17 protein-coding genes and 1 tRNA gene are annotated in these 18,391 nt (G+C 70.2%); 6 read left to right on the forward strand and 12 right to left on the reverse strand.

The features are described 5' to 3' along the window. Nucleotides 1-151 precede the first annotated feature (151 nt). Together Q9R33_RS00895 and Q9R33_RS00900 are read left to right on the forward strand one after the other, a co-directional pair. Entirely contained in the window at nucleotides 152-1,015 is an 864-nt protein-coding gene (locus tag Q9R33_RS00895) for an SMP-30/gluconolactonase/LRE family protein (RefSeq protein WP_311292562.1), read from the forward strand. A gap of 171 nt (nucleotides 1,016-1,186) precedes the next feature. Further along, a complete protein-coding gene (locus Q9R33_RS00900; protein ID WP_311292563.1) occupies nucleotides 1,187-1,870 on the forward strand; it encodes a hypothetical protein in 684 nt (227 codons plus the stop codon). Between the two features lie 81 nt (nucleotides 1,871-1,951). On the opposite strand, the gene Q9R33_RS00905 is transcribed toward Q9R33_RS00900, so the two are convergent. From Q9R33_RS00905 to Q9R33_RS00930, 6 genes are all read right to left on the reverse strand, one after another. Continuing rightward, entirely contained in the window at nucleotides 1,952-2,284 is a 333-nt protein-coding gene (locus tag Q9R33_RS00905; RefSeq protein WP_311292564.1) for a hypothetical protein, read from the reverse strand. Nucleotides 2,285-2,396: 112 nt separating this feature from the next. Then, complete coding sequence (locus Q9R33_RS00910) at nucleotides 2,397-3,107, reverse strand: hypothetical protein (RefSeq protein ID WP_311292565.1); 711 nt, start codon at nucleotides 3,105-3,107, stop codon at nucleotides 2,397-2,399. Between the two features lie 116 nt (nucleotides 3,108-3,223). Beyond that, entirely contained in the window at nucleotides 3,224-3,670 is a 447-nt protein-coding gene (locus Q9R33_RS00915) for an SRPBCC family protein (protein ID WP_311292566.1), read from the reverse strand. Nucleotides 3,671-4,050: 380 nt separating this feature from the next. After that, nucleotides 4,051-4,123, reverse strand: a tRNA-Arg gene (locus tag Q9R33_RS00920). 113 nt (nucleotides 4,124-4,236) lie between these two features. Further along, nucleotides 4,237-4,629: an MmcQ/YjbR family DNA-binding protein gene (locus tag Q9R33_RS00925; protein WP_200919473.1), complete on the reverse strand. Its 393-nt coding sequence runs from the start codon at nucleotides 4,627-4,629 to the stop codon at nucleotides 4,237-4,239. Nucleotides 4,630-4,661: 32 nt separating this feature from the next. After that, on the reverse strand, nucleotides 4,662-5,291 hold the full coding sequence (locus tag Q9R33_RS00930) for a hypothetical protein (protein ID WP_056368656.1): 630 nt from the start codon (nucleotides 5,289-5,291) through the stop codon (nucleotides 4,662-4,664). 101 nt (nucleotides 5,292-5,392) lie between these two features. On the opposite strand from Q9R33_RS00930, the gene Q9R33_RS00935 reads away from it, so the two are divergent. After that, nucleotides 5,393-6,241, forward strand: a complete 849-nt coding sequence (locus Q9R33_RS00935) for an SDR family NAD(P)-dependent oxidoreductase (RefSeq protein WP_311292567.1) — start codon at nucleotides 5,393-5,395, stop codon at nucleotides 6,239-6,241. Nucleotides 6,242-6,393: 152 nt separating this feature from the next. Continuing rightward, nucleotides 6,394-6,591 carry a hypothetical protein gene (locus Q9R33_RS00940; protein WP_056368652.1) on the forward strand — a complete coding sequence of 66 codons (198 nt, stop codon included), beginning with the start codon at nucleotides 6,394-6,396 and terminating at the stop codon, nucleotides 6,589-6,591. Nucleotides 6,592-6,654: 63 nt separating this feature from the next. On the opposite strand, the gene Q9R33_RS00945 is transcribed toward Q9R33_RS00940, so the two are convergent. From Q9R33_RS00945 to Q9R33_RS00965, 5 genes are all read right to left on the reverse strand, one after another. Further along, nucleotides 6,655-7,599, reverse strand: a complete 945-nt coding sequence (locus tag Q9R33_RS00945) for an aldose 1-epimerase family protein (RefSeq protein WP_311292568.1) — start codon at nucleotides 7,597-7,599, stop codon at nucleotides 6,655-6,657. Nucleotides 7,600-7,753: 154 nt separating this feature from the next. Continuing rightward, a complete protein-coding gene (gene araA / locus Q9R33_RS00950) occupies nucleotides 7,754-9,265 on the reverse strand; it encodes an L-arabinose isomerase (RefSeq protein WP_311292569.1) in 1,512 nt (503 codons plus the stop codon). Nucleotides 9,266-9,282: 17 nt separating this feature from the next. Then, the gene (locus Q9R33_RS00955; RefSeq protein ID WP_311292570.1) at nucleotides 9,283-10,905 is read right to left on the reverse strand and encodes an FGGY-family carbohydrate kinase; all 1,623 of its coding nucleotides are present in this window, start codon (nucleotides 10,903-10,905) and stop codon (nucleotides 9,283-9,285) included. Next, the gene (locus Q9R33_RS00960; RefSeq protein ID WP_311292571.1) at nucleotides 10,902-11,645 is read right to left on the reverse strand and encodes an L-ribulose-5-phosphate 4-epimerase; all 744 of its coding nucleotides are present in this window, start codon (nucleotides 11,643-11,645) and stop codon (nucleotides 10,902-10,904) included. Before Q9R33_RS00960 ends, Q9R33_RS00955 begins: the two co-directional genes overlap by 4 nt. A 108-nt stretch (nucleotides 11,646-11,753) precedes the next feature. Beyond that, nucleotides 11,754-12,749 (reverse strand): substrate-binding domain-containing protein, encoded by a 996-nt coding sequence (locus tag Q9R33_RS00965; protein ID WP_311292572.1) that lies wholly within the window; start codon nucleotides 12,747-12,749, stop codon nucleotides 11,754-11,756. Nucleotides 12,750-12,806: 57 nt separating this feature from the next. Between Q9R33_RS00965 and Q9R33_RS00970 the strand changes: the two genes are divergently transcribed. Continuing rightward, nucleotides 12,807-13,658, forward strand: a complete 852-nt coding sequence (locus Q9R33_RS00970) for an NAD(P)-dependent oxidoreductase (protein ID WP_311292573.1) — start codon at nucleotides 12,807-12,809, stop codon at nucleotides 13,656-13,658. Next, complete coding sequence (locus Q9R33_RS00975; protein WP_311292574.1) at nucleotides 13,655-14,251, forward strand: DUF1992 domain-containing protein; 597 nt, start codon at nucleotides 13,655-13,657, stop codon at nucleotides 14,249-14,251. Before Q9R33_RS00970 ends, Q9R33_RS00975 begins: the two co-directional genes overlap by 4 nt. 252 nt (nucleotides 14,252-14,503) lie before the next feature. Here Q9R33_RS00975 and Q9R33_RS00980 read toward each other — a convergent pair whose 3' ends face one another. Continuing rightward, complete coding sequence (locus Q9R33_RS00980) at nucleotides 14,504-18,370, reverse strand: family 43 glycosylhydrolase (protein WP_311292575.1); 3,867 nt, start codon at nucleotides 18,368-18,370, stop codon at nucleotides 14,504-14,506. Between the last annotated feature and the right edge of the window lie 21 nt (nucleotides 18,371-18,391).

Here is an 18,391-nt window from a genome sequence, read left to right on the forward strand (position 1 = left end):
CCCGATGCCCGCCGATGGACCCCGTTGAGGACCCCCGCGACCGGCCGGACGACCTCATCGACGACGCCGCGCACCCCGACGCGGTTTCGGCTCCGAGGATCCCCGGGCCCGTCGGCGCGTTCGGCAGCAACATGACAGAGTTGACCCTGGAATGACCGAGACCACGCCTCTGATTCAGTCGGGCGCACAGCTGGAGCGCCTGTACACCGGTATGGCGTGGGCCGAGGGACCGGTCTGGCTCCCGGATGCTGGAGCCGTGCGCTGGAGCGATATCCCGAACGACAGGATCCTGCAGTTCGACGCCGCGACCGGGCGCGTAGACGTGTATCGAGCCGGAGTCGAGTTCACGAACGGTCGGACCCTCGATCTCGAGGGTCGGGTCGTGCAGTGCTCGCACGGACTGCGCCGAATCGAGCGCGACGTCGACGGGGTCGTGACGCCGATCGTCGATCGGTGGGACGGTGTGCGCTTCAATTCGCCGAACGACGTGGTGGTCGCTTCAGACGGCGCGATCTGGTTCACCGATCCGCCCTACGGCATCCTCTCCGATCACGAAGGACACTCCGCGGCGCCCGAGTACGAAGGATGCTTCGTGTTCCGCTTCGACGAGCGGAGGGGAGAGCTGCGGCCGGTGATCACCGATATGGTGCATCCGAACGGACTCGCGTTCTCACCGGATGAGACGGTCCTCTACGTGTCGGACACGGCAGGGGCCACGCAGCCCGGCGTCCCCCGCCACATCCGCCGCTACCGCGTGCGCGACGGCGCATGTGATCAGGGAGAGACCTTCGCGCTGATCGGGGACGGAGTGTGCGACGGCCTGCGCGTCGACGCCCGCGGGCGCGTCTGGGCATCCAGCGCCACCGGCGTCGTCGTCTTCGATGCGGAGGGTGCCCGTGTCGGCGTGATCCCCGTTCCCGAGATCGTGTCCAACGTCTGCTTCGGAGGCGAGGACGGTGCGACGCTTTACATCACCGCATCCACCAGCCTCTACCGCATCCACATCAACCTGTAACGCCGAGGACCGGGAGGTCCAGTATGCGGATCGTCGTGGTGGGGCGACCTGGCGCGTCGGGGGATATCTGATCCCTGGGCTGGTCACAGCTCGCGAATGCTTGGGGACCTGCGAGGCCCGGCAGGGATTGCACTCTGGCGGATTGCGTAGATTTTCGCTAAGGATGGCGTCATGCAGTTCGCCGGAGTTCTTCCCGAGGATGCGCCTGACCCGCGGCTCGAACGCGAGGAGCGGCTGAAGGACATGCCGGTCCCGATTGTCGGCCTCGTTCCGCAGCCGTCCGTGGAGTTCGTGGATTTCGGTATCTCCACCACCAGTAGCGGTAGCGGCGTCGATGCGATGACTGTCAGCATGTCGGCGACGCTGTGGCGGAACCCGGTGAACAAGTCCGACCCGGTGAACCTCGCGGACCTCGACGAGGCCACCCGCCGTGCGCTCGACGAGGTGCCGCCCTGGCCGCGCCCGGCCTGGTTGGTCGAGTCCGTCGAGCGGATGCGGTATCCGATGCTCTGGGAGGCTGTGCAGACGACCTGGCATCGTGAGGAGACCGATCGCAGCACCCTCGATTCGTTGCTGGTGCAGCACACGAACCACGTCCTCATGAACCAGTTCCGCGAGCAGCTCGGGCTTGGTGTGCACGATTGGTCGTCGGCCGCCCTGACCTCAGAGCGGGTTGTGCGTCGCGGTGTCGCCGTGTCGATCGATGGGACTGTCGTCTCGGGTTCGGAGATCGACACCGACCCATTCGCCTACGCAGTAGGTGCAAAGCTCCCCAGCGGCGGCGCCCTTACCGCCGTCGTTCCGCGAGATCACCTGCCGTACCTCACGCTTGCGTTCGTGCAGCGCCCCCGCTGACACCCACGTCACGCACAGCGCCCGCAGGACGACCGATATTCGCACGGCGGACGAAGGGCTCGTTCCGTAGCGTCCCGACACTTACCCGCGTTCGCGCCCGGGCAGAGCCACCCCAACGAGAAACGCCTCGTACTGCTCACGGCAGTCCTCGTCGACGACCGGTTTGTGATGGCGATAGCGCGCATCGGTCTGATCCCGCTTCGGTCCCGAAACCCAGTAGCGCTCGTCGGACTCGACGTCGTAGAAGTTGCTGTCGTAGTTCGCGTAGGCGGTGCCCGTGACCCTTCGGAGCGTGCGTCCGTGAAAGTAGGCGGTCCGCCATGTGTTCGTGAACGTCACCATGCTGATCCAAGACGGCCCGGCATCGGTGTTGTAACCAGTCTTGAGCTGGACGAACATGATTCGATCGGGCATGCCGCGATCCTATGCCGCCAACCGTCGGCCGTCAGGGGCGCCAAACTCTTCAACTTCCAGCCGGCCGTGCACGCGCAAGGACCGGCATCCGGTCCGCGCTTTCGCGGGTCGGCTAATCGACGAGGTCGATAGGGCCGAGGAAGGCCGTGAAGTCGCGGGGGCTCGCCAGTTGCGCTGCCGCCTGACGGGAGTTCATCTCGTCCGAGTCGTCGGCGATCAAGCGTGCAAGGTCGAGCCGCTCCGGATTGTTCACAAGCACGTTCCACCGGACCACCGCTGATCTGTCGACCGCCAGCATCGCCAGCGTCTCCGGCGCCAGCCGCCGTGAAGCCGCGGCGGAGGATCGAACCGCGGCCACCGGATCGTGTGCGAGCCGTTCGACATCCTCGACTGGCAGTGCGGGGTTGTGGATGATCCGTCCGCGCATGCGCGGATCCTCGTCTTGAGCGAGCGCGCGAGCGAGCTCGCCGCTTGTAGTGACGTCCGCTACCTGCTCGCGGACACTGCGAACGGGATCGCTGACCAGCCTGCGAAGGTCTTCCGCATCGACGTCATCCCGCGCAGCCGCGAGCTCACGGGTACGCGCATCGGACGCGGCGATCGCGATCGGACGTGCGAGCGGGCTGGGGTTCATCGCGACCGCCCAACTGACCGCGGGCTTGTGATCGGCGACGAGCATCTGCAGTGCGTCGGCAGGGGTCGCGGGATTGCTCGCGACTGCCTCGCGCACTCTGGGGGAAGCATCGGATGCGAGTTCCCGCAGAATCGACGGAGGAGTGCTCGGGTCGACCGCCGACGCTGCTCGCTCATTGACCTTGGACACCTGTACAGCGTGCCGCACGAACAACTCGCCCTGGTAGACCGGAGCTGCGCCGGTGCAGGAGGTAGCTGTGCCGGTGCAGGCTGCGCCCGCGGTCGAGAGAGGGCGTGACGGCGCCTTCAGCCGAGGATCGCGTGCCCCTCGAGGAGCGCTTTCGCGCGAGCAAGCCCGGTGCTCAGGTTGGTGCGCACCATCTCGCGGATCAACGGTTCGACGAACTGCATCAGGCCCTCGGGCGTGGCTTCGATGGTCGCGCGCACGTCGCAGGCGTTGCCAGAGGCAATGAAGTCCATCACCAGCGTTGTCGGCACCGGCCCGGAGGTACTCACCGTTGCCATCCGCGCGGGCGGATCGAACTGCATCACCCGCCAGCGAAAGTCGTTCTCGCGACCCATCGCACGAAGGCGTGAATGGATGGTGGTCCCGACGCCCACGGGCAGCGGCGAGGTGAGTTCCTCGAAGACCACCGACTCGTCCCACTGCGATCGCGACGCGGCGTCGGTGAGGAAGTCGAAGACCTCCTGAGTGGGTCGTTCGATCAAGATCGTCTCAGTGACGGTGAACATGGGGCTCCCAGCGGGCGACGATTGAGATCTCAGCCTCACACGAAGTGAACAGCGGCGAACAAGGCGGACGCCGCCACAGTGTTGTGAGGCCCGAGATGCACGCAAAGGAATCCCTAGCGCTCCCCCGAAACATCGGCCACGGCCACTGCACAGCGGCCACCTTCTAGTGCACACATGCGTGCACACACCGGACGGCGCCCCTTCTGATTCCGACGATGTCGACTCGCGGCATCCTTGGAAATCCACAGCTCTGCCGGCAGACCCTGCGATTCGCGGTCAGACGGAAACGCCCGCAGGATCAGAGGGATGCGACCGGCACCAGAAACACGAAAACCCGCGGAAATCCGCGGGTTTTCGATGGTTACTGTCTCAACACAGTGCGCGCCCGAAGGGACTCGAACCCCTAACCTTCTGATCCGTAGTCAGATGCTCTATCCATTGAGCTACGGGCGCATGTTGCTTGCTCTCGCGCACAACGTCGTCAAGAATACCTGACGGATGCGCGCCGCGCGAATCGGCGGTCGGATGCTGGTTTCCCGGGCGTGTCCGCACTCATCAGCACTCCCCTACTCGCCGTCGAGAGCACGCAGCTGTCGTTGCAGCGCGACCTGTCGATACGAGGTGTCGATGAGCTCGGCAAGGAGCTCCCAGTCACCGGCATCCGGTTCCACACGCAGCGCGAGCCACCCGTACGCGCCCTCGTAGGGCGGCACGAAGACGTCGTCGCGTTCGAGCAGCACCGGACGCTCCAGGCCGTCGGGGATGAACTCGACTGCTCCGGCGTCGTCGTGGGCGGCGCCGACGATCGCGAACTGGCGCTTGCCCGCTCGGAAGGTCGAGCGGCCGTGCGCCGGCACTTCTGCCGCCTCAGGGTAGGGCAGGCAGATGGCGCGCACCCGCTCGGTCAGCGGATGATCCGGAGGAAAGCGCATCGGATGCGGTGGGGCTGCGTCGGCCACGGCTCGAGGCTACGCCCGGGCACAGACACGCGTCAGGAGTCGAGCTCGCTCACATCGATGCCCGAGATGCGCGGCGAGTGTGCTGCGGGCTCGGCCGGGGGCGCAGCATCCGTCTCCGGATCGTCCTGATGACGCTTGTGGGCGGCGAGGCGCGGGAGGTCGACGAGGCGGATCGACTGCATGCGGGCGGCGCGCATGCGGTCGTAGTCGGGGTCGAGCTCGGGGCGCATGCCCTCGACCCGCAAGCGGCGCTGGAGATTGGCCTCGACGTCGCCCCACGCGGCGTCACGCGACTGCTCGATGAACGTGCGCACGACGTGAGGGTCGTCGGCCATGCGCCGGAGTGCCGTCGCGACGCCGGCGTACTGCCGGCCGCGCCGGCGGAGGTTGCGGGTGTCGCGGTCGCGGTAGTCGTGGGTGCCGTCGGGATCGGTGAACTTGCCCCACGCCTTCTTGCGCTGACGCTTCACGAGCGCGGCAGCCTGCTCCTGCTCGTCGGCGAGGCCGAGAAGGGTCTCTCGCGCGAACGGCGTGAAGGCCACCACGTCGAACGCCTCATCGTGCGCGATCGTCTCGACGAGGATGCGGTTGCGGATCGCCAGGCGCGCTGCGGCGGACGCGATGGACACCCCTTCGGCGATCGCCTCTGCGGTCTTGCCCATCGAACCTCCCCTTGAAGGCTAGCGTCCGTCGGGCACTCCCGAGTCAGCGAGAATCGTATGCGCGGCTCGTCGACGGCGACGACCGGACCGAGAGGCATCACATGGCGAAGCAGCCACCGCTGGACGTGCGCGGGCGCACCACCGTCATCACCGGCGCCGCCGCGGGAATGGGTGCCGATGTCGCACGGCAGCTGGCCGCGCGCGGAGCGCGCATCGCCCTGCTCGACCGCAACCCCGAGGGCCTCGCCGCGGTGGCCGCCACCCTCGACGGCACCGGGCACACCACGCACGTGATCGACCTCACCGACGACGACGCGGTCTCGGCGGCCGTGGCGGAGGTCGAGGCATCCCATTCACGCATCCAGGCGCTCGTGACATGCGCCGGATCGTCGATGCTCGGCGACATCGACCAGGTGACAATGGCCGAGATGCGCTGGCTCATGGACGTGAACCTGTGGGGCACCGTCAACGTCACCCAGGCGCTGCTTCCTGCACTTCGGCGCGAGCCGGCCGCCCACATCACGCATCTCGTCTCGATCTACGGGCTCGCGGCTCCTGCAGGGCGCATCCCCTATGCCATGAGCAAGTTCGCGGTGCGCGGGTTCACCGAGTCGCTGCGTCACGAGCTCGAGCGCTCCACGATCACCGTCGGCGCGGTCTACCCTGCGGGGGTGAAGACCGGCATCATCCTGCATGGCCGGTACGCCGCGGCGATCGATCCCGCGGTCGCGCAGCGCGCGGCGGCCGCTCAGGCCGCGATGTACCACACCGAGCCCGCGGACGCGGCGGCGCGCATCGTCGAGGCGACGATCCGCCGGCGTCCGCGCACGATGATCGGCCGCGAGGCGCGCCTGGTCGACGTGCTGGCCCGGGTCACCCCGACGCACTACTGGGCGCCGATGCGCCGCCCGCTGCGCGACGCGATCGACACCACGACACCGGTCCGCTGACGGCGCCACCCACGCGCAGAGCTCTCAGCGACGCGGCCGGGGCGGCAGCATCCGTGCGTCCGTTATCAATGGTCACGCGCCGAATCAACCCCCTGACCGGTCCTGCCCCTCACGCGTAGCGTCGGTGTCATCCCTCATGAGAGGAGAGATCGATGGGATTCATGGAAGACGCGAAGGAGACGGCCAAGGCCGTCGGCGAGAAGATCCAGGACGCGTGGGAAGACACCACCGATCGAGTCGGGGACAAGGTCGACGAGATGAAGGCTGATGCCGACGTCAAGAAGGCCGAAGCGGAGCGCGACTCGGTGAAAACGCGCAACGAAATCAAGGAAGACCTGCGGGACAGCTGATCCGCAGACGATGAAAGCGGAGCCGACCGGGGGGCCGGCTCCGCTTTCGCTGCGTCACGAGACTCAGTCGATGGCGGCGATGCGCCACGAAGCCGTGACGGATGCCTCGGGCTCGATGACGATGAGCCCTGCGTCGTAGTCGTACGACCCGGCGTTGAACGCATCGGGCGCGCACGTCATGGGCTCCACGGCGAGGCCCAGGCGGCTCTGCGCGGGGTCGGGCTTGTCGGCGGTGTGGACCTGTACCCACGGGCACGCGGCATCCCACGACATCTCGACACCCGAGCCCGCGGCATCGGTCACGCGCACCGTCGCGGTGCCGTCGGCGTCGCGGATCAGGCCCGAGTACGCGTGGTCGATCTCGGCGGCGCCGATCTCGCGGGCGGAGCGGAAGTCGAAGCGCTGCGGGTCGTCGACGTCGACGGCGACGAGGTCGGTCGGGATGAGTCGGTCGGGCGTGACGGCCAGCACCCGGGCGGCGGGCAGCTCGAGCGTCCAGCCGTCGACGCGGCCGTCACCGGCGACGAGGTAGGGGTGCGGGCCGGTGCCCCACGGGGCGGGCTCGTCGCTCTCGTTGTGCGCCGTCACCGACTGCGTGAGCCCGTCAGGGCCGAGCGAGAACGTCGTGGTGATGACGAGGCGCCACGGGAAGAACGTCTGCGGCTGGATGACGGCCGCCAGGGTCACATGGTCGGGGCCCTTGTCGATCGCCTCGAAGTCGAGCCACGTGGCGAGGCCGTGCAGCGCGTGCGAACGCGCGGGCTCGGTGAGCGGCAGCTGGAAGTCGCGGCCGCCGAACGAGTAGCGCCCGTCGACCACGCGGTTCGGCCAGGGGGCGAGGGTCGCGCCGCGATGCGCGGGACGAACCTCGTCGGCCTCGAACGGCACGACGAGGTCGCGACCGCGATACGCGAGCGAGCGGAGCGTCGCGCCGACGCTCGCCACGACGGCCTCGTAGTCGCCGGCGCGGAGTGCGTGCTGGGTTCCGGATGCGGGGGGACGTGCCATGAGGGCTCCTTGGGGATCGGGGATGCCGCCAACCAGAGTAGCGGCGAGGCGTGGGACGCTTCGAACCAAGGGATTCGCGCTGAGACCGAGGGCGATGCCCTCGGGTTCGTGCGGAATCCCCGGTCTCGTCGAGACCGGGGATTCCGCGCCGGGGTCAGAAGCCCTGGGCGAGGCGGTAGTACGCCTGGTTCCAGCGCAGCTCCCGCTGGAAGCCGCGCACCGTGGTGTCGTCGTCGATGACGACGAGCTCGGTGGCGGCGATGTCGGCGAAGTCGCGGAAGACGTCGATGCCGACCGCCGTCGTCATGACGGTGTGGTGGGCGGCGCCGGCGGCGAGCCAGCAGGCGGCGCTCGTCGCGAAATCGGGCGCGGGCTTCCACACCGCGCGGCCGACGGGCAGCTTCGGCAGGTCGGGGGCGTCGACGTTCTCGACGACGTTGGCGACGAGACGGAAGCGGTCGCGCATGTCGCTCATCGCGACGACGAGCGCGGGGCCGGGGTCAGCGGTGAAGACCAGGCGCACCGGGTCCTCCTTGCCGCCGATGCCGAGCGCGTGCACCTCGAGGCGCGGCTTGGCGGTCGTCAGCGACGGCGACACCTCGAGCATGTGCGCGCCGAGGATCCGCTCGCCGCCCGGCACGAGGTCGTAGGTGTAGTCCTCCATGAGGCTCGCGCCGCCGGGGAGGCCCGCGCCCATCACGTTGGAGACGCGTACGAGGATCGCGGTCTTCCAGTCGCCCTCGGCGCCGAAGCCGTAGCCCTCGGCCATGAGGCGCTGCACCGCGAGACCCGGGAGCTGCTTCAGTGCGCCGAGGTCCTCGAACGAGGTCGTGAAGGCGCCGAAGCCGCCCTCCTCGAGGAACGAGCGCAGGCCGAGCTCGATCGCGGCGCCGTCGCGCAGCGACTGGTGGCGGTCGCCACCGGGCAGCAGCTCTTCCGCCACGTCGTATTCGGCGAGGTAGACCCCGACGAGTGCGTCGACGTCGCCGTCGGTCTGCGCCTCAACGGCGGCGACGAGCTCGTTGACGCCCCACGTGTTGACCTGCACGCCGAACCGCAGTTCTGCCTCGGTCTTGTCACCCTCGGTCACCGCGACGTAGCGCATGTTGTCGCCGAAGCGCGCGAGCTTGAGCGAGCGCGAGGCGGCCCAGCCTGCGGCGGCGCGCTGCCAGTCCTCGATCTGCTGCAGCACGACGGGGTTCGACACGTGGCCGACGACCGTCTTGCGGGCCACACCGAGGCGCGTCTGGATGTAGCCGAACTCCCGGTCGCCGTGCGCGGCCTGGTTGAGGTTCATGAAGTCGAAGTCGATGTCGGCCCACGGCAGCTCGACGTTCGCCTGCGTGTGCAGGTGCAGCAGCGGCTTCTGCAGCGCGTCGAGGCCGGCGATCCACATCTTCGCCGGGCTGAACGTGTGCATCCAGGCGACGACGCCGATGACCTCGTCGCGGGCGTTCACGTCGAGGGCGAGTCGGCGGATCGAGTCGGAGTCCTTGAGAACGGGCTTCCACACGACCTTGACGGGAAGGCCATCGAGGCCGGCCGCGACGGCCTGGGACTGCTCGGCGACCTGGCGGAGCGTCTCTTCGCCGTACAGCGTCTGGCTGCCGGTGACGAACCAGATCTCGTAGGCGTCGAGCGTGGTGGACAGGGGCGTGCGGGTCATCGTGGGTCCTTCGTGGGTCAGAGAGCGGAGACGGCGGCGGCTTCGACGGCGAGGCCGGCGCGATAGCGGTCGAGGTAGGCGCCGAACCCGGCGACGTCGGCGGGGTCGGGTTCGGCGGTGGAGATGGCCGCGTCGGCGAACACGCGGTCGTCGAGGAAGGAGGCGAGGGTGATTCCGGATGCTGCGGCCGCAGCATCCTCGTTCCTCACTGCCCGTGCGTACGCGGCGAGCACCGCGATGCCCCACGCGCCGCCCTCCGAGGCGGTGTCGCCGACCGACACGGGAGCACCGAGCGCGCCGGCGAGGAAGCGCTGCGCGACGCCGGCGGTGCGGAACATCCCCCCGTGCGCGAACATGCGGTCGAGGGCGACACCCTCGTCGTCGAGCACGCGCATGCCGAGCGCGAGCGTGCCGAACACGCCGTAGAGCTGCGCGCGGATCGCGTTGGCGAGCGTGAGGCGGCTGTCGGGCGTGCGGACGAAGAGCGGACGCCCCTCGGTGAGCCCGGCGATCGGCTCGCCCGCGAGGTGGTTGTACGCGAGCAGCCCGCCGCCGTCGGCCTCGCCGTCGAGCGCTTCGCGGAAGAGGGTCTCGTACACCGCGTCGTCGGTCAGCGGGGTTCCGGCCGCCTCCGCGAACCGGGCGAACATGCCGGCCCAGGCCGCGAGCTCGCTCGCGCCGTTGTTGCAGTGCACCATCGCGACGGTGTCGCCGACCGGGGTCGTGACGAGGTCGAGCTCGTGGTGCACCTCGGCGAGCGGACGCTCGAGCACGACCATCGCGAAGATGCTCGTGCCGGCGCTGACGTTGCCCGACCGTGGTGCCACGGCGTTGGTCGCGACCATGCCGGTGCCCGCGTCGCCCTCGGGAGCGCAGAACGGGATGCCGGGACGCAGGGTTCCGGAAGCGTCGAGCAGCGCCGCGCCCTCCGCCGTGAGCGCGCCCGCCGGCGCGCCGGCGACGAGCGACGTGGGCAGGAGCTCGGCGACGTGCGCGACCGGCAGCCGGTCGGCTGCCAGCGCGTCGTACCGTGCGAGGAGGTCGGCGTCGTAATCCTGTGTCGCCGAGTCGATCGGGAACATGCCCGACGCGTCGCCGACGCCGAGCACCTTCTCGCCCGTCAGTCTCCAGTGCACGTAGCCCGCGAGCGTCGTGACGAACCGGATGTCGGACACGTGCTCCTCGGCGTCGAGCACGACCTGGTGCAGGTGCGCGATCGACCAGCGGAGCGGGATGTTCACGCCGAAGGCATCGGTGAGCTCGGCGGCGGCCACGCCCGTGTTCGTGTTGCGCCAGGTGCGGAACGGCGCGAGCAGCTCGCCGGCCTCGTCGAACGCGAGGTAGCCGTGCATCATCGCCGAGACGCCGATCGCCCCGAACGAGTCGGGCGCGACGCCGTGGCGCTGCTGCGCGTCGGCGACGAGGTCGGTGTAGGCGGCCTGCAGTCCTGACCACACGTCCTCGAGGGAGTAGGTCCAGAGGCCGTCCTCGAGCCGGTTCTCCCAGGCGTGCGAGCCGACCGCGAGCACCGTCGCCGGATCGTCGGCGTCGACGAGGCAGGCCTTGATGCGGGTCGAGCCGAGCTCGATGCCGAGTGCGGTGCGGCCTTCGCGGATGGCCTCGGCCGCAGCATCCATCATCGCTCGCCCTCTTCGCGACGCTCGTCCGAACTCTGCCCGTACACGTTCTGATACCGGTCGTAGAGGCTGTCGATCGCCTCCTGCGGGATCGGGATCAGCGGGCCCGCCTCCCGCGCGTAGTGCACGGTGCGGGCGACGTCCTCGACCATCACGGCGGCCTTCACCGCGTCCTTGGCGGAGACGCCGATCGTGAACGGGCCGTGGTTCTGCATCAGCACCGCGCGCGAGCGGTGGCCGGTGAGCGTCTCGACGATGCCGCGGCCGATCGAGTCGTCGCCGATGATCGCGAACGGACCGATCGGGATCGGCCCGCCGAACTCGTCGGCCATCGCCGTGATGACGCAGGGGATCTCCTCGCCGCGCGCCGCCCACGCGACGGCGAACGTCGAGTGCGTGTGCACCACTCCCCCGACCTCGGGCATGTTGCGGTACACGTAGGCGTGCGCGGCGGTGTCACTCGACGGGCTCCGCTCGCTGCCGAGGCTGCCCGCGACGACGTTGCCGTCGAGGTCGCACAGGATCATGTTCTCGGGCGCGAGGTCGTCGTACGAGACGCCCGAGGGCTTGATGACGAACAGGTCGGCGCCGGGCACTCGACCCGAGACGTTGCCGCCGGTCCAGACGATCAGGTTGTAGCGGACGAGCTCGGCGTGGAGGGTTGCGACGTCGGCGCGGACGGCGGCGATGGATGCCTCGACCTCCGGGCTGAAGGCAGCGGTCGCCGGTTCGGGGCTGGTCACGGGGTCCTCCGTCGGGTCTCGTGTGAAGAGGGCGGGCCCATCGGGCCTCGGCGATCTATGTTACCGGTAACAACGACGATTCGCACCGTCGCTTTCCCGCCTTCGAGGTCAGCGCGGCGGCGCGGTCGAGGCCCGCACGACGAGACGCGGCGGAGCGGGGACGGATGCCGCCTCCCCGAGCACCTCGGCGACGGCGCGGCGCGCCTCTCCTCGGAGGTCGAGACCGACCGTGGTGAGCGCCGGACGGTAGTACGCGGCATCCGGGTTGTCGTCGAAGCCGACGATGCTCACGTCACCCGGCACGTCGACGCCCGCCTCGCGGAGCCCGGCGATCAGCCCGAGGGCCATCTGATCGTTGGCCGCGGCGATCGCGGTCGGGCCGCCGGCAGTGCGCACCTCCGCCACGATCGCGGGGGCCAGGGCGGCGCCGTCGGCCGCCGTCCAGTCGCCGCTCCAGCGCGGGCCCGGCTCGACCCCGGCGTCGGCGAGCGCGCGCAGCATGCCCGCCTCGCGGGAGCGCGCCTCGAGCCACTCTCCGGGCCCGGCCACCCGGCCGATGCGCCGGTGCCCCAGGGCGACGAGGTGCGAGATCGCGAGCGCCGCACCGGCTTCCTGGCGCTCGGCGCCGGATCCGGTGTGCAACGCCGCGATCGCGACGCCGGGATGCGCGTCGGTCAGCGCGGTGAGCGTCGCCGCGTGGGGCGCGAGCACGATGAGGCCGTCGACCCCCTGCGCGAGCAGGCGGTCGGCCGCGTCGCGGACGGATGCCTCGACCGAGGCATCGGCGTAGGCCGTCGCGATCCACCGCCCCGCGTCGCGCGCCGCCGCCTCCAGCGCCGCGATGCCGACCGCCGGGCCGTACAGCGTCGCGTCGGACGCGATGACGCCGAGCGTGCGCGTGGTCCGCGTGCCGAGAGTCCGCGCGGCGTTGTTGACGCGATAGCCCAGGTCGTCGATCACCCGCAGCACGCGGTCGCGGGTCTCGGGTCGGATGTTCGGGTGCTGGTTGATCACGCGCGACACCGTCTGGGTCGAGACCCCCGCGGCGCGCGCGACGTCACGCACTCCCACCCGGGCGCCGGGCGCCGCGTCGCTGTCGTCCATCGCGGCAACCTTAGCCCTCGCGCCCCGCGCGCCTCGGCGCAGTGGCAGGCTGGATCCATGCGCATCGCTCTCACCGGTTCGTCCGGAAAGCTCGGAACCGTCGTCGCCCGCGAACTGCGCGCGGCCGGCTACGACGTCATCGGCATCGACGTCGTCGGCACGCGCGGCCCCGACTTCGTGCAGGTCGACCTCACCGACTACGGCCAGGTCGTCGACGCCCTCTCCGCCGTGAACGACCGCCACGACGGGGTCGACGCGGTCGTGCATCTCGGCGCGATCCCGGCCCCCGGCATCCGTTCCGATGTCGCGACGTTCCACAACAACATGAACGCGACGTTCAACGTGTTCTGGGCGGCCGTGAGGCTCGGCATCCGTCGCATCGTGTACGCGTCGAGCGAGACGGTGCTGGGACTCCCGTTCGACGTGCCCCCGCCGTACATCCCGGTCGACGAGGAGTACCCGCCGCGGCCGGAGTCCGTGTACTCGCTCGTGAAGACGCTCGAGGAGCGCATGGCCGTCGAACTCGTGCGCTGGCACCCCGATCTGTCGATCACGGGCCTGCGGTTCTCGAACGTGATGGTGCCGGAGGACTACGAGGCGTTCCCGTCGTACGACGACGACGCGCTGAAGCGCAAGTGGAACCTGTGGGGCTACATCGACGCGCGCGACGGCGCGCAGGCGGTGCAGCGCGCGCTCGAGGTCGCGCCGACGGGCTTCGAGACGTACATCATCGCCGCGGCCGACACCGTGATGTCGCGCCCGAACGCCGAGCTCGTCGCCGAGGTCTTCCCCGGCGTCGAGACCCGCGAGTTCGGCGAGCACGACACCCTCCTGTCGATCGAGAAGGCCCGGCGACTCCTGGGCTACGACCCGCAGCACTCCTGGCGGGACCACGTCTCGGGCTCATGACCGAGAACCCCCGTGAAGCCGCCGAGCGCTACCGCTTCGAGAAGTGGCAGCGCGAGCAGGGGTTCGCGTCCGAAGATGAAGGCGAGGAGACGGATGCGGCCGCGCCGGCGTCGAAGGCCGCTCGGGCGTACTCGGCGGCCGATCGCGCCGCCGTGGTCGAGACCGCGATCCAGCAGGCCATGCGGCGCGGCGACTTCGACGACCTTCCCGGTGCGGGCAAGCCGATCCCGGGCCTCGGCGGGAGTCACGATCCCGACTGGTGGATCCGCCGCAAGATCGAGTCCGAGAAGCTCACCGGCCTCGGCCCGCCCGCTCTGAGGCTGCGGGTCGAGGACGCCGAGTTCGACGCGCGGCTCGACGAGCTGTCGCGCGAGGTCGACGTGCGCGAGGCAGTCGAGGACTTCAACCGGCGCGTCATCGAGGCCAGGCGGCAGCTGCTCGGCGGCCCGCCGGTCGTGACGCCCACTCGGGACGTCGAGGCCGAGGTGACCGCGTGGCGCGAGCGCCGCGCAGCGCGAGTGGTGAGAGCTCACCAGGAATCGGATGCCGCGGCCCGACGTCGCCGGCCATGGTGGCGGCGTCCGCGGGGGTGACGGCCGTCACTTCACCGCGCCCAGAGTGAGTCCGGCGCGCATCGGCGTCCGCAAAGCGGTCTCGCGGTCTATTCCTCGGTTTGGGGCGCGTCCCGTGCGTTCGGGGCGCGGACCGTGCGCCCCGAATGCACACGCTGCGCCCCAAACCCGACGACCGAGCCCGGAAGCGGCCCGGCGCTGACGAACGGCGCACCGGTCTCCGGGCACGGCTCAGCCGCGCCGCTCATGGTGGCGGCGCGGCTGAGGTCGGCGTCACTTGCGGATAGTCACCGCCCCCGACGAGACCGTCAGGGTGGCGTAGCCGGCGCGGGAGCCGGTCACCGCGACGGTCAGTGCCTTGCCGCCGAGACCCGACGGGACGACGAGGCTCGCGCCGGTGGCCCCGGCGATCTCGGCGCCGTCGGCGTACCACTGGTATGCGAGCGTCGTCGGCTGCGGTGTCCACGTGCCGACGGTGACCTTGAGCGTCGTTCCCGCCTTCGCATTGCCGCTGATCTTCGGCGTCGCCGCGGTGAAAGCGGCGGGCGAAACCGGGCCGACGTCGGCCGAGAGTGCCGAGGCGCCGACGAGCCGGTCGCCGTAGCCGCTGACGCGCACGCGCAGCACGGCGCCCTCGAGGGACGGACCGATCGACAGCGTCGAACCCGTCGCGCCGGCGATGTCGGCTCCGTCGGCCTGCCACTGGTAGGTGAGCTTCACGCCCGCCGGGCCCCAGCCCGTCGCGGTCGCCGTGAGCGATCCGCCGACGATCGGGGCTCCCGTGACCCTCACCGATCCGACGGCGACCTGCTGAGGCGCCGGTGCGCAGTCAGGCACAGGGAACGCGTAGGAGTACGTCACGACCTGCGTCACGCCGTCGAAGACGTACCCGGTGACAGGCCGCGCCTGCACCGAGGCCGACGTGGCGGGCGCCATCGGCAGCGCGCCGGTGACCTCCGTCCCGCCGATCGTGTAGCGCACGCCCTCGACCGTCGGGATCGTCAGCGTTCCGGTGGTGGGTGCTCCCCCATCGCACTTCACGGCCGTCGACGTGGGCGCCTTCGGCGCCACGACGACATCAGGCACGGGGCAGGGCTCAGCCGCGAACGCGTGTGTCCACTCGGCCTGCGCCCCTTCAGCGAGCGTGTAGCCCTCCGCTGCTTCTGCGACGACCGTGGTCTGCGCGTTCGCGCCGATCTCGACCGTTCCCGAGGCGATGGAGCCGTCGACGCGGTAGACCACGCCGGTGACCGCCGGCAGGGCCACCGTGGCCGTTGCCATCGTGCCGTCGACACAGCCGGGCGACTCGGTGAACGTCGGGGCGGCCGGCGTGACCACCGTCGACGTCTGCTCGGCGGCGATCACCTGCCATTCGCGGATGCCCGTCGAGCCGCCCGCGCTCGCGGCACCCCACGACTGCGACACGATCCGCAGCGCGGTCGTCGTGACCGGCGCGAAGTCGACGCGGTCGAACCCGGTGCCGGTGCGTCCGTACTCCTGGCCGCTGTCGAGCGTGACCTCGCGCCAGGTCGTGCCGTCGGCGTCGAGGTACTGCAGCACCCAGCTGGCCGGCGGGATCATGCCCGCATTCGCCGTGTCGGGGCTGTCGCGATACCACCACACGCCGATCGAGTCGACGTCGACCGCGAAAGACCACGTCAGACGAGCGGTCTGCTCGCCGACCTGCGGCCACGTTCCCCAACTCGACCCGTACTTGCCGGCGGCGTTCTCGAACGGCGCGTTGGTGCCGTCCTTGAGGCCGTTGACGTTCTCCCAGCCGCTGGTGAACGACGCCGTGGCCGTCGCGTACGACGAGAGGTTGCCCGTGAGCTGCGCGTTGTCGTCCTTCGGGATCGTCACGGTGCCGTTGGCCGCGTTGCCCGCCGTGTCGCGCACGCGGTACATGAGATGGTGCGGCAGCGCATCGGGTGCCGCGATCACCGCCCCGGCGGTGGTCTGCTGCCACGCGCCGGCGCCGTCGAAGCGGTACTCGACCGCGGCCACGCCAGAGCCGGCGTCGCTCGCGGTGATCGACACGGTGCGGGCCGCAGCATCCCACGCGGCATCCGCCGTCGGGGCCGTCTTGTCGATCTTGACCGTACGGCTCACCTCGCTCGACACGTTGCCCGACGAGTCCTCGGCGCGCGCGGTGACGGTGCTCGTGCCCTCGGCCGTCAGCGACACCTCTGCGAACCGCGCATTCGGCGTCGACGTCCAGTCACCGGCACCGATCCGCGTCGACACCGTCGTCAGGTAGTCGACCGCGTCCTCGGCGGAGGCGCGCACCGTGACATTCGAGGCGAACCATCCGTCGGCTCCCGACGCGCCCGATGCCGACAGCGTGACCGCCGGCGCGTCGTGGTCGGCGGGCGGCGGAGGCGGGTCGCCCGCGGCGACGGTGACGGATGCCTCGACCAGCCCGGCCGCGACGCCCAGCGCGCGACCGGTCGCGGTGAAGGTTCCCGCCTGCGCGTAGTCCGATGCCTCGACCGGCAGCCAGGTGACGGGTGCCCACTGCGGCGTGCCGTCGACCGTGATCCGCACGGCCGCGGGCAGCGAAGGCGCGACGCCCGGCTTCGTGTGGACCTCGACGGGCGCGGGGGCTGCCGCCTCGCGAGCGTAGACCTCCCACTCCGATACCGACACCGAGTGGAAGTACGCCCCGTTGGCCTGGCCGGCGAAGGTCGCGCGCAGCGCGGTCGTCGTGACCGGCGTGAAGCTGACGGTGAGCCACGTGTTCACCGTCGTCGGATAGGTCGCGCCCTCGACTGGCCGCCAATCGCCCTCCGTGTCGAGGAACTCGAGGTTCCACGACGCGGGCGTACGGATCCAGTTGGAGTCCTGATGGAACTGGATGCCGACCGAGTCCGTGCGCACCGGCGTCGACCACTGGTACGACACCCAGTCGGTCTCGTTGGCGCTCGTCGTGCCCCGGTAGTTGCCCCACTGGTCGGGCGGCAGCAGCGCCGTCGTCGCGCGGAATCCGTCGTTCACCGCGCCGAGGCGCATCGGCGGCTGCTCGGTGAACGAGGCCTTCGCCTGCGCGTCCAGCGCGAGGTTCGCCGACGGGATGAGTGCGGGATCCTTCGCGAGGGTCTGCGTCACCGGCAGGATCTTCGCACCGTCCCACTGCACCTCGTCGATGGCGACCGAGCGGCGGAAATGGCCCCCGCCCGCAGCATCCTTCGTGTGATAGGTCAGGTACGACTTCCCCTCGAAGTCGATCAGCGACGGGTGCACGGTGGTCGCCGACGTGCCCGACAGGATGATGCCCTGGTAGGTCCACGGACCCGTCGGGCTCGCCGAGGTCGCGTACGCGATGCACGCCTGGTAATTCGACGGGGTGCACTCGCTGCCGCCGGCCTTCCAGTCGTACAGCAGGTAGTACCGGCCGTTCTTCGCGAACACCCACGGCGCCTCGTAGAACGAGGTGAGGCCCGACATGGTCGAGATCGCGCCGTCCAGGGCGGTCATCGACGACGTCAGCTTCACGACCCGCGCGACGCCCCACGAACCCCAGTAGAGGTAGACGGTGCCGTCGGCATCGGTGAAGACGTGCGGGTCGATGACCTCCTGGCCGTTCGTGCTCGAGCCGAACACGTCCGACCACGTCACGAGCGGCTCACCGACGGCGTCGGTCCACGGCCCGACGGGCGAGTCCGAGACCGCCACGCCGATCGCCATGCGGTTGGCCTGGGTCGTGTCCTTCGATTCGACGGGCACGTACCAGTAGTACTTGCCGTCAACGCCCCGCACGGCGTGGCCCGCATACGCGGAGTTGCCCGAGGCCCACGCGAACACCTCGTCGGGGTCGAGCGCGTCTTCGTAGACGTCCCACTCCCCCGAGGCGACGTCGTCCGTGGCAAGCACGGCGTAGTCGTGCATCTCGAAGCCCGCTTGCTGCGGCGCCGCCTCGTCGTGCCCGGTGTAGATGTACAGTCGGCCGTCCGCGCCCACGAGGGGTGCGGCATCTGCCGTGTACAGCGAGCCGTCGGCGATGATCGGGTTTCCGTCGGACGTGACGGTCCGCGTCGGCGGAGGGGCATCGGCAGCGGATGCCGGAGCCGCCGCAGCCGTCAGGACCAGGGCTGCGGCGGCGGCCGTGGCCACCGCAGCCCGCGAGAGGACGTGTTTCACCATCTGAACCACCTTGTTCGTCGG

Origin of the sequence: Microbacterium sp. PRC9 (assembly GCF_031844125.1) — a bacterium.
Taxonomy (GTDB): Bacteria; Actinomycetota; Actinomycetes; order Actinomycetales; family Microbacteriaceae; genus Microbacterium.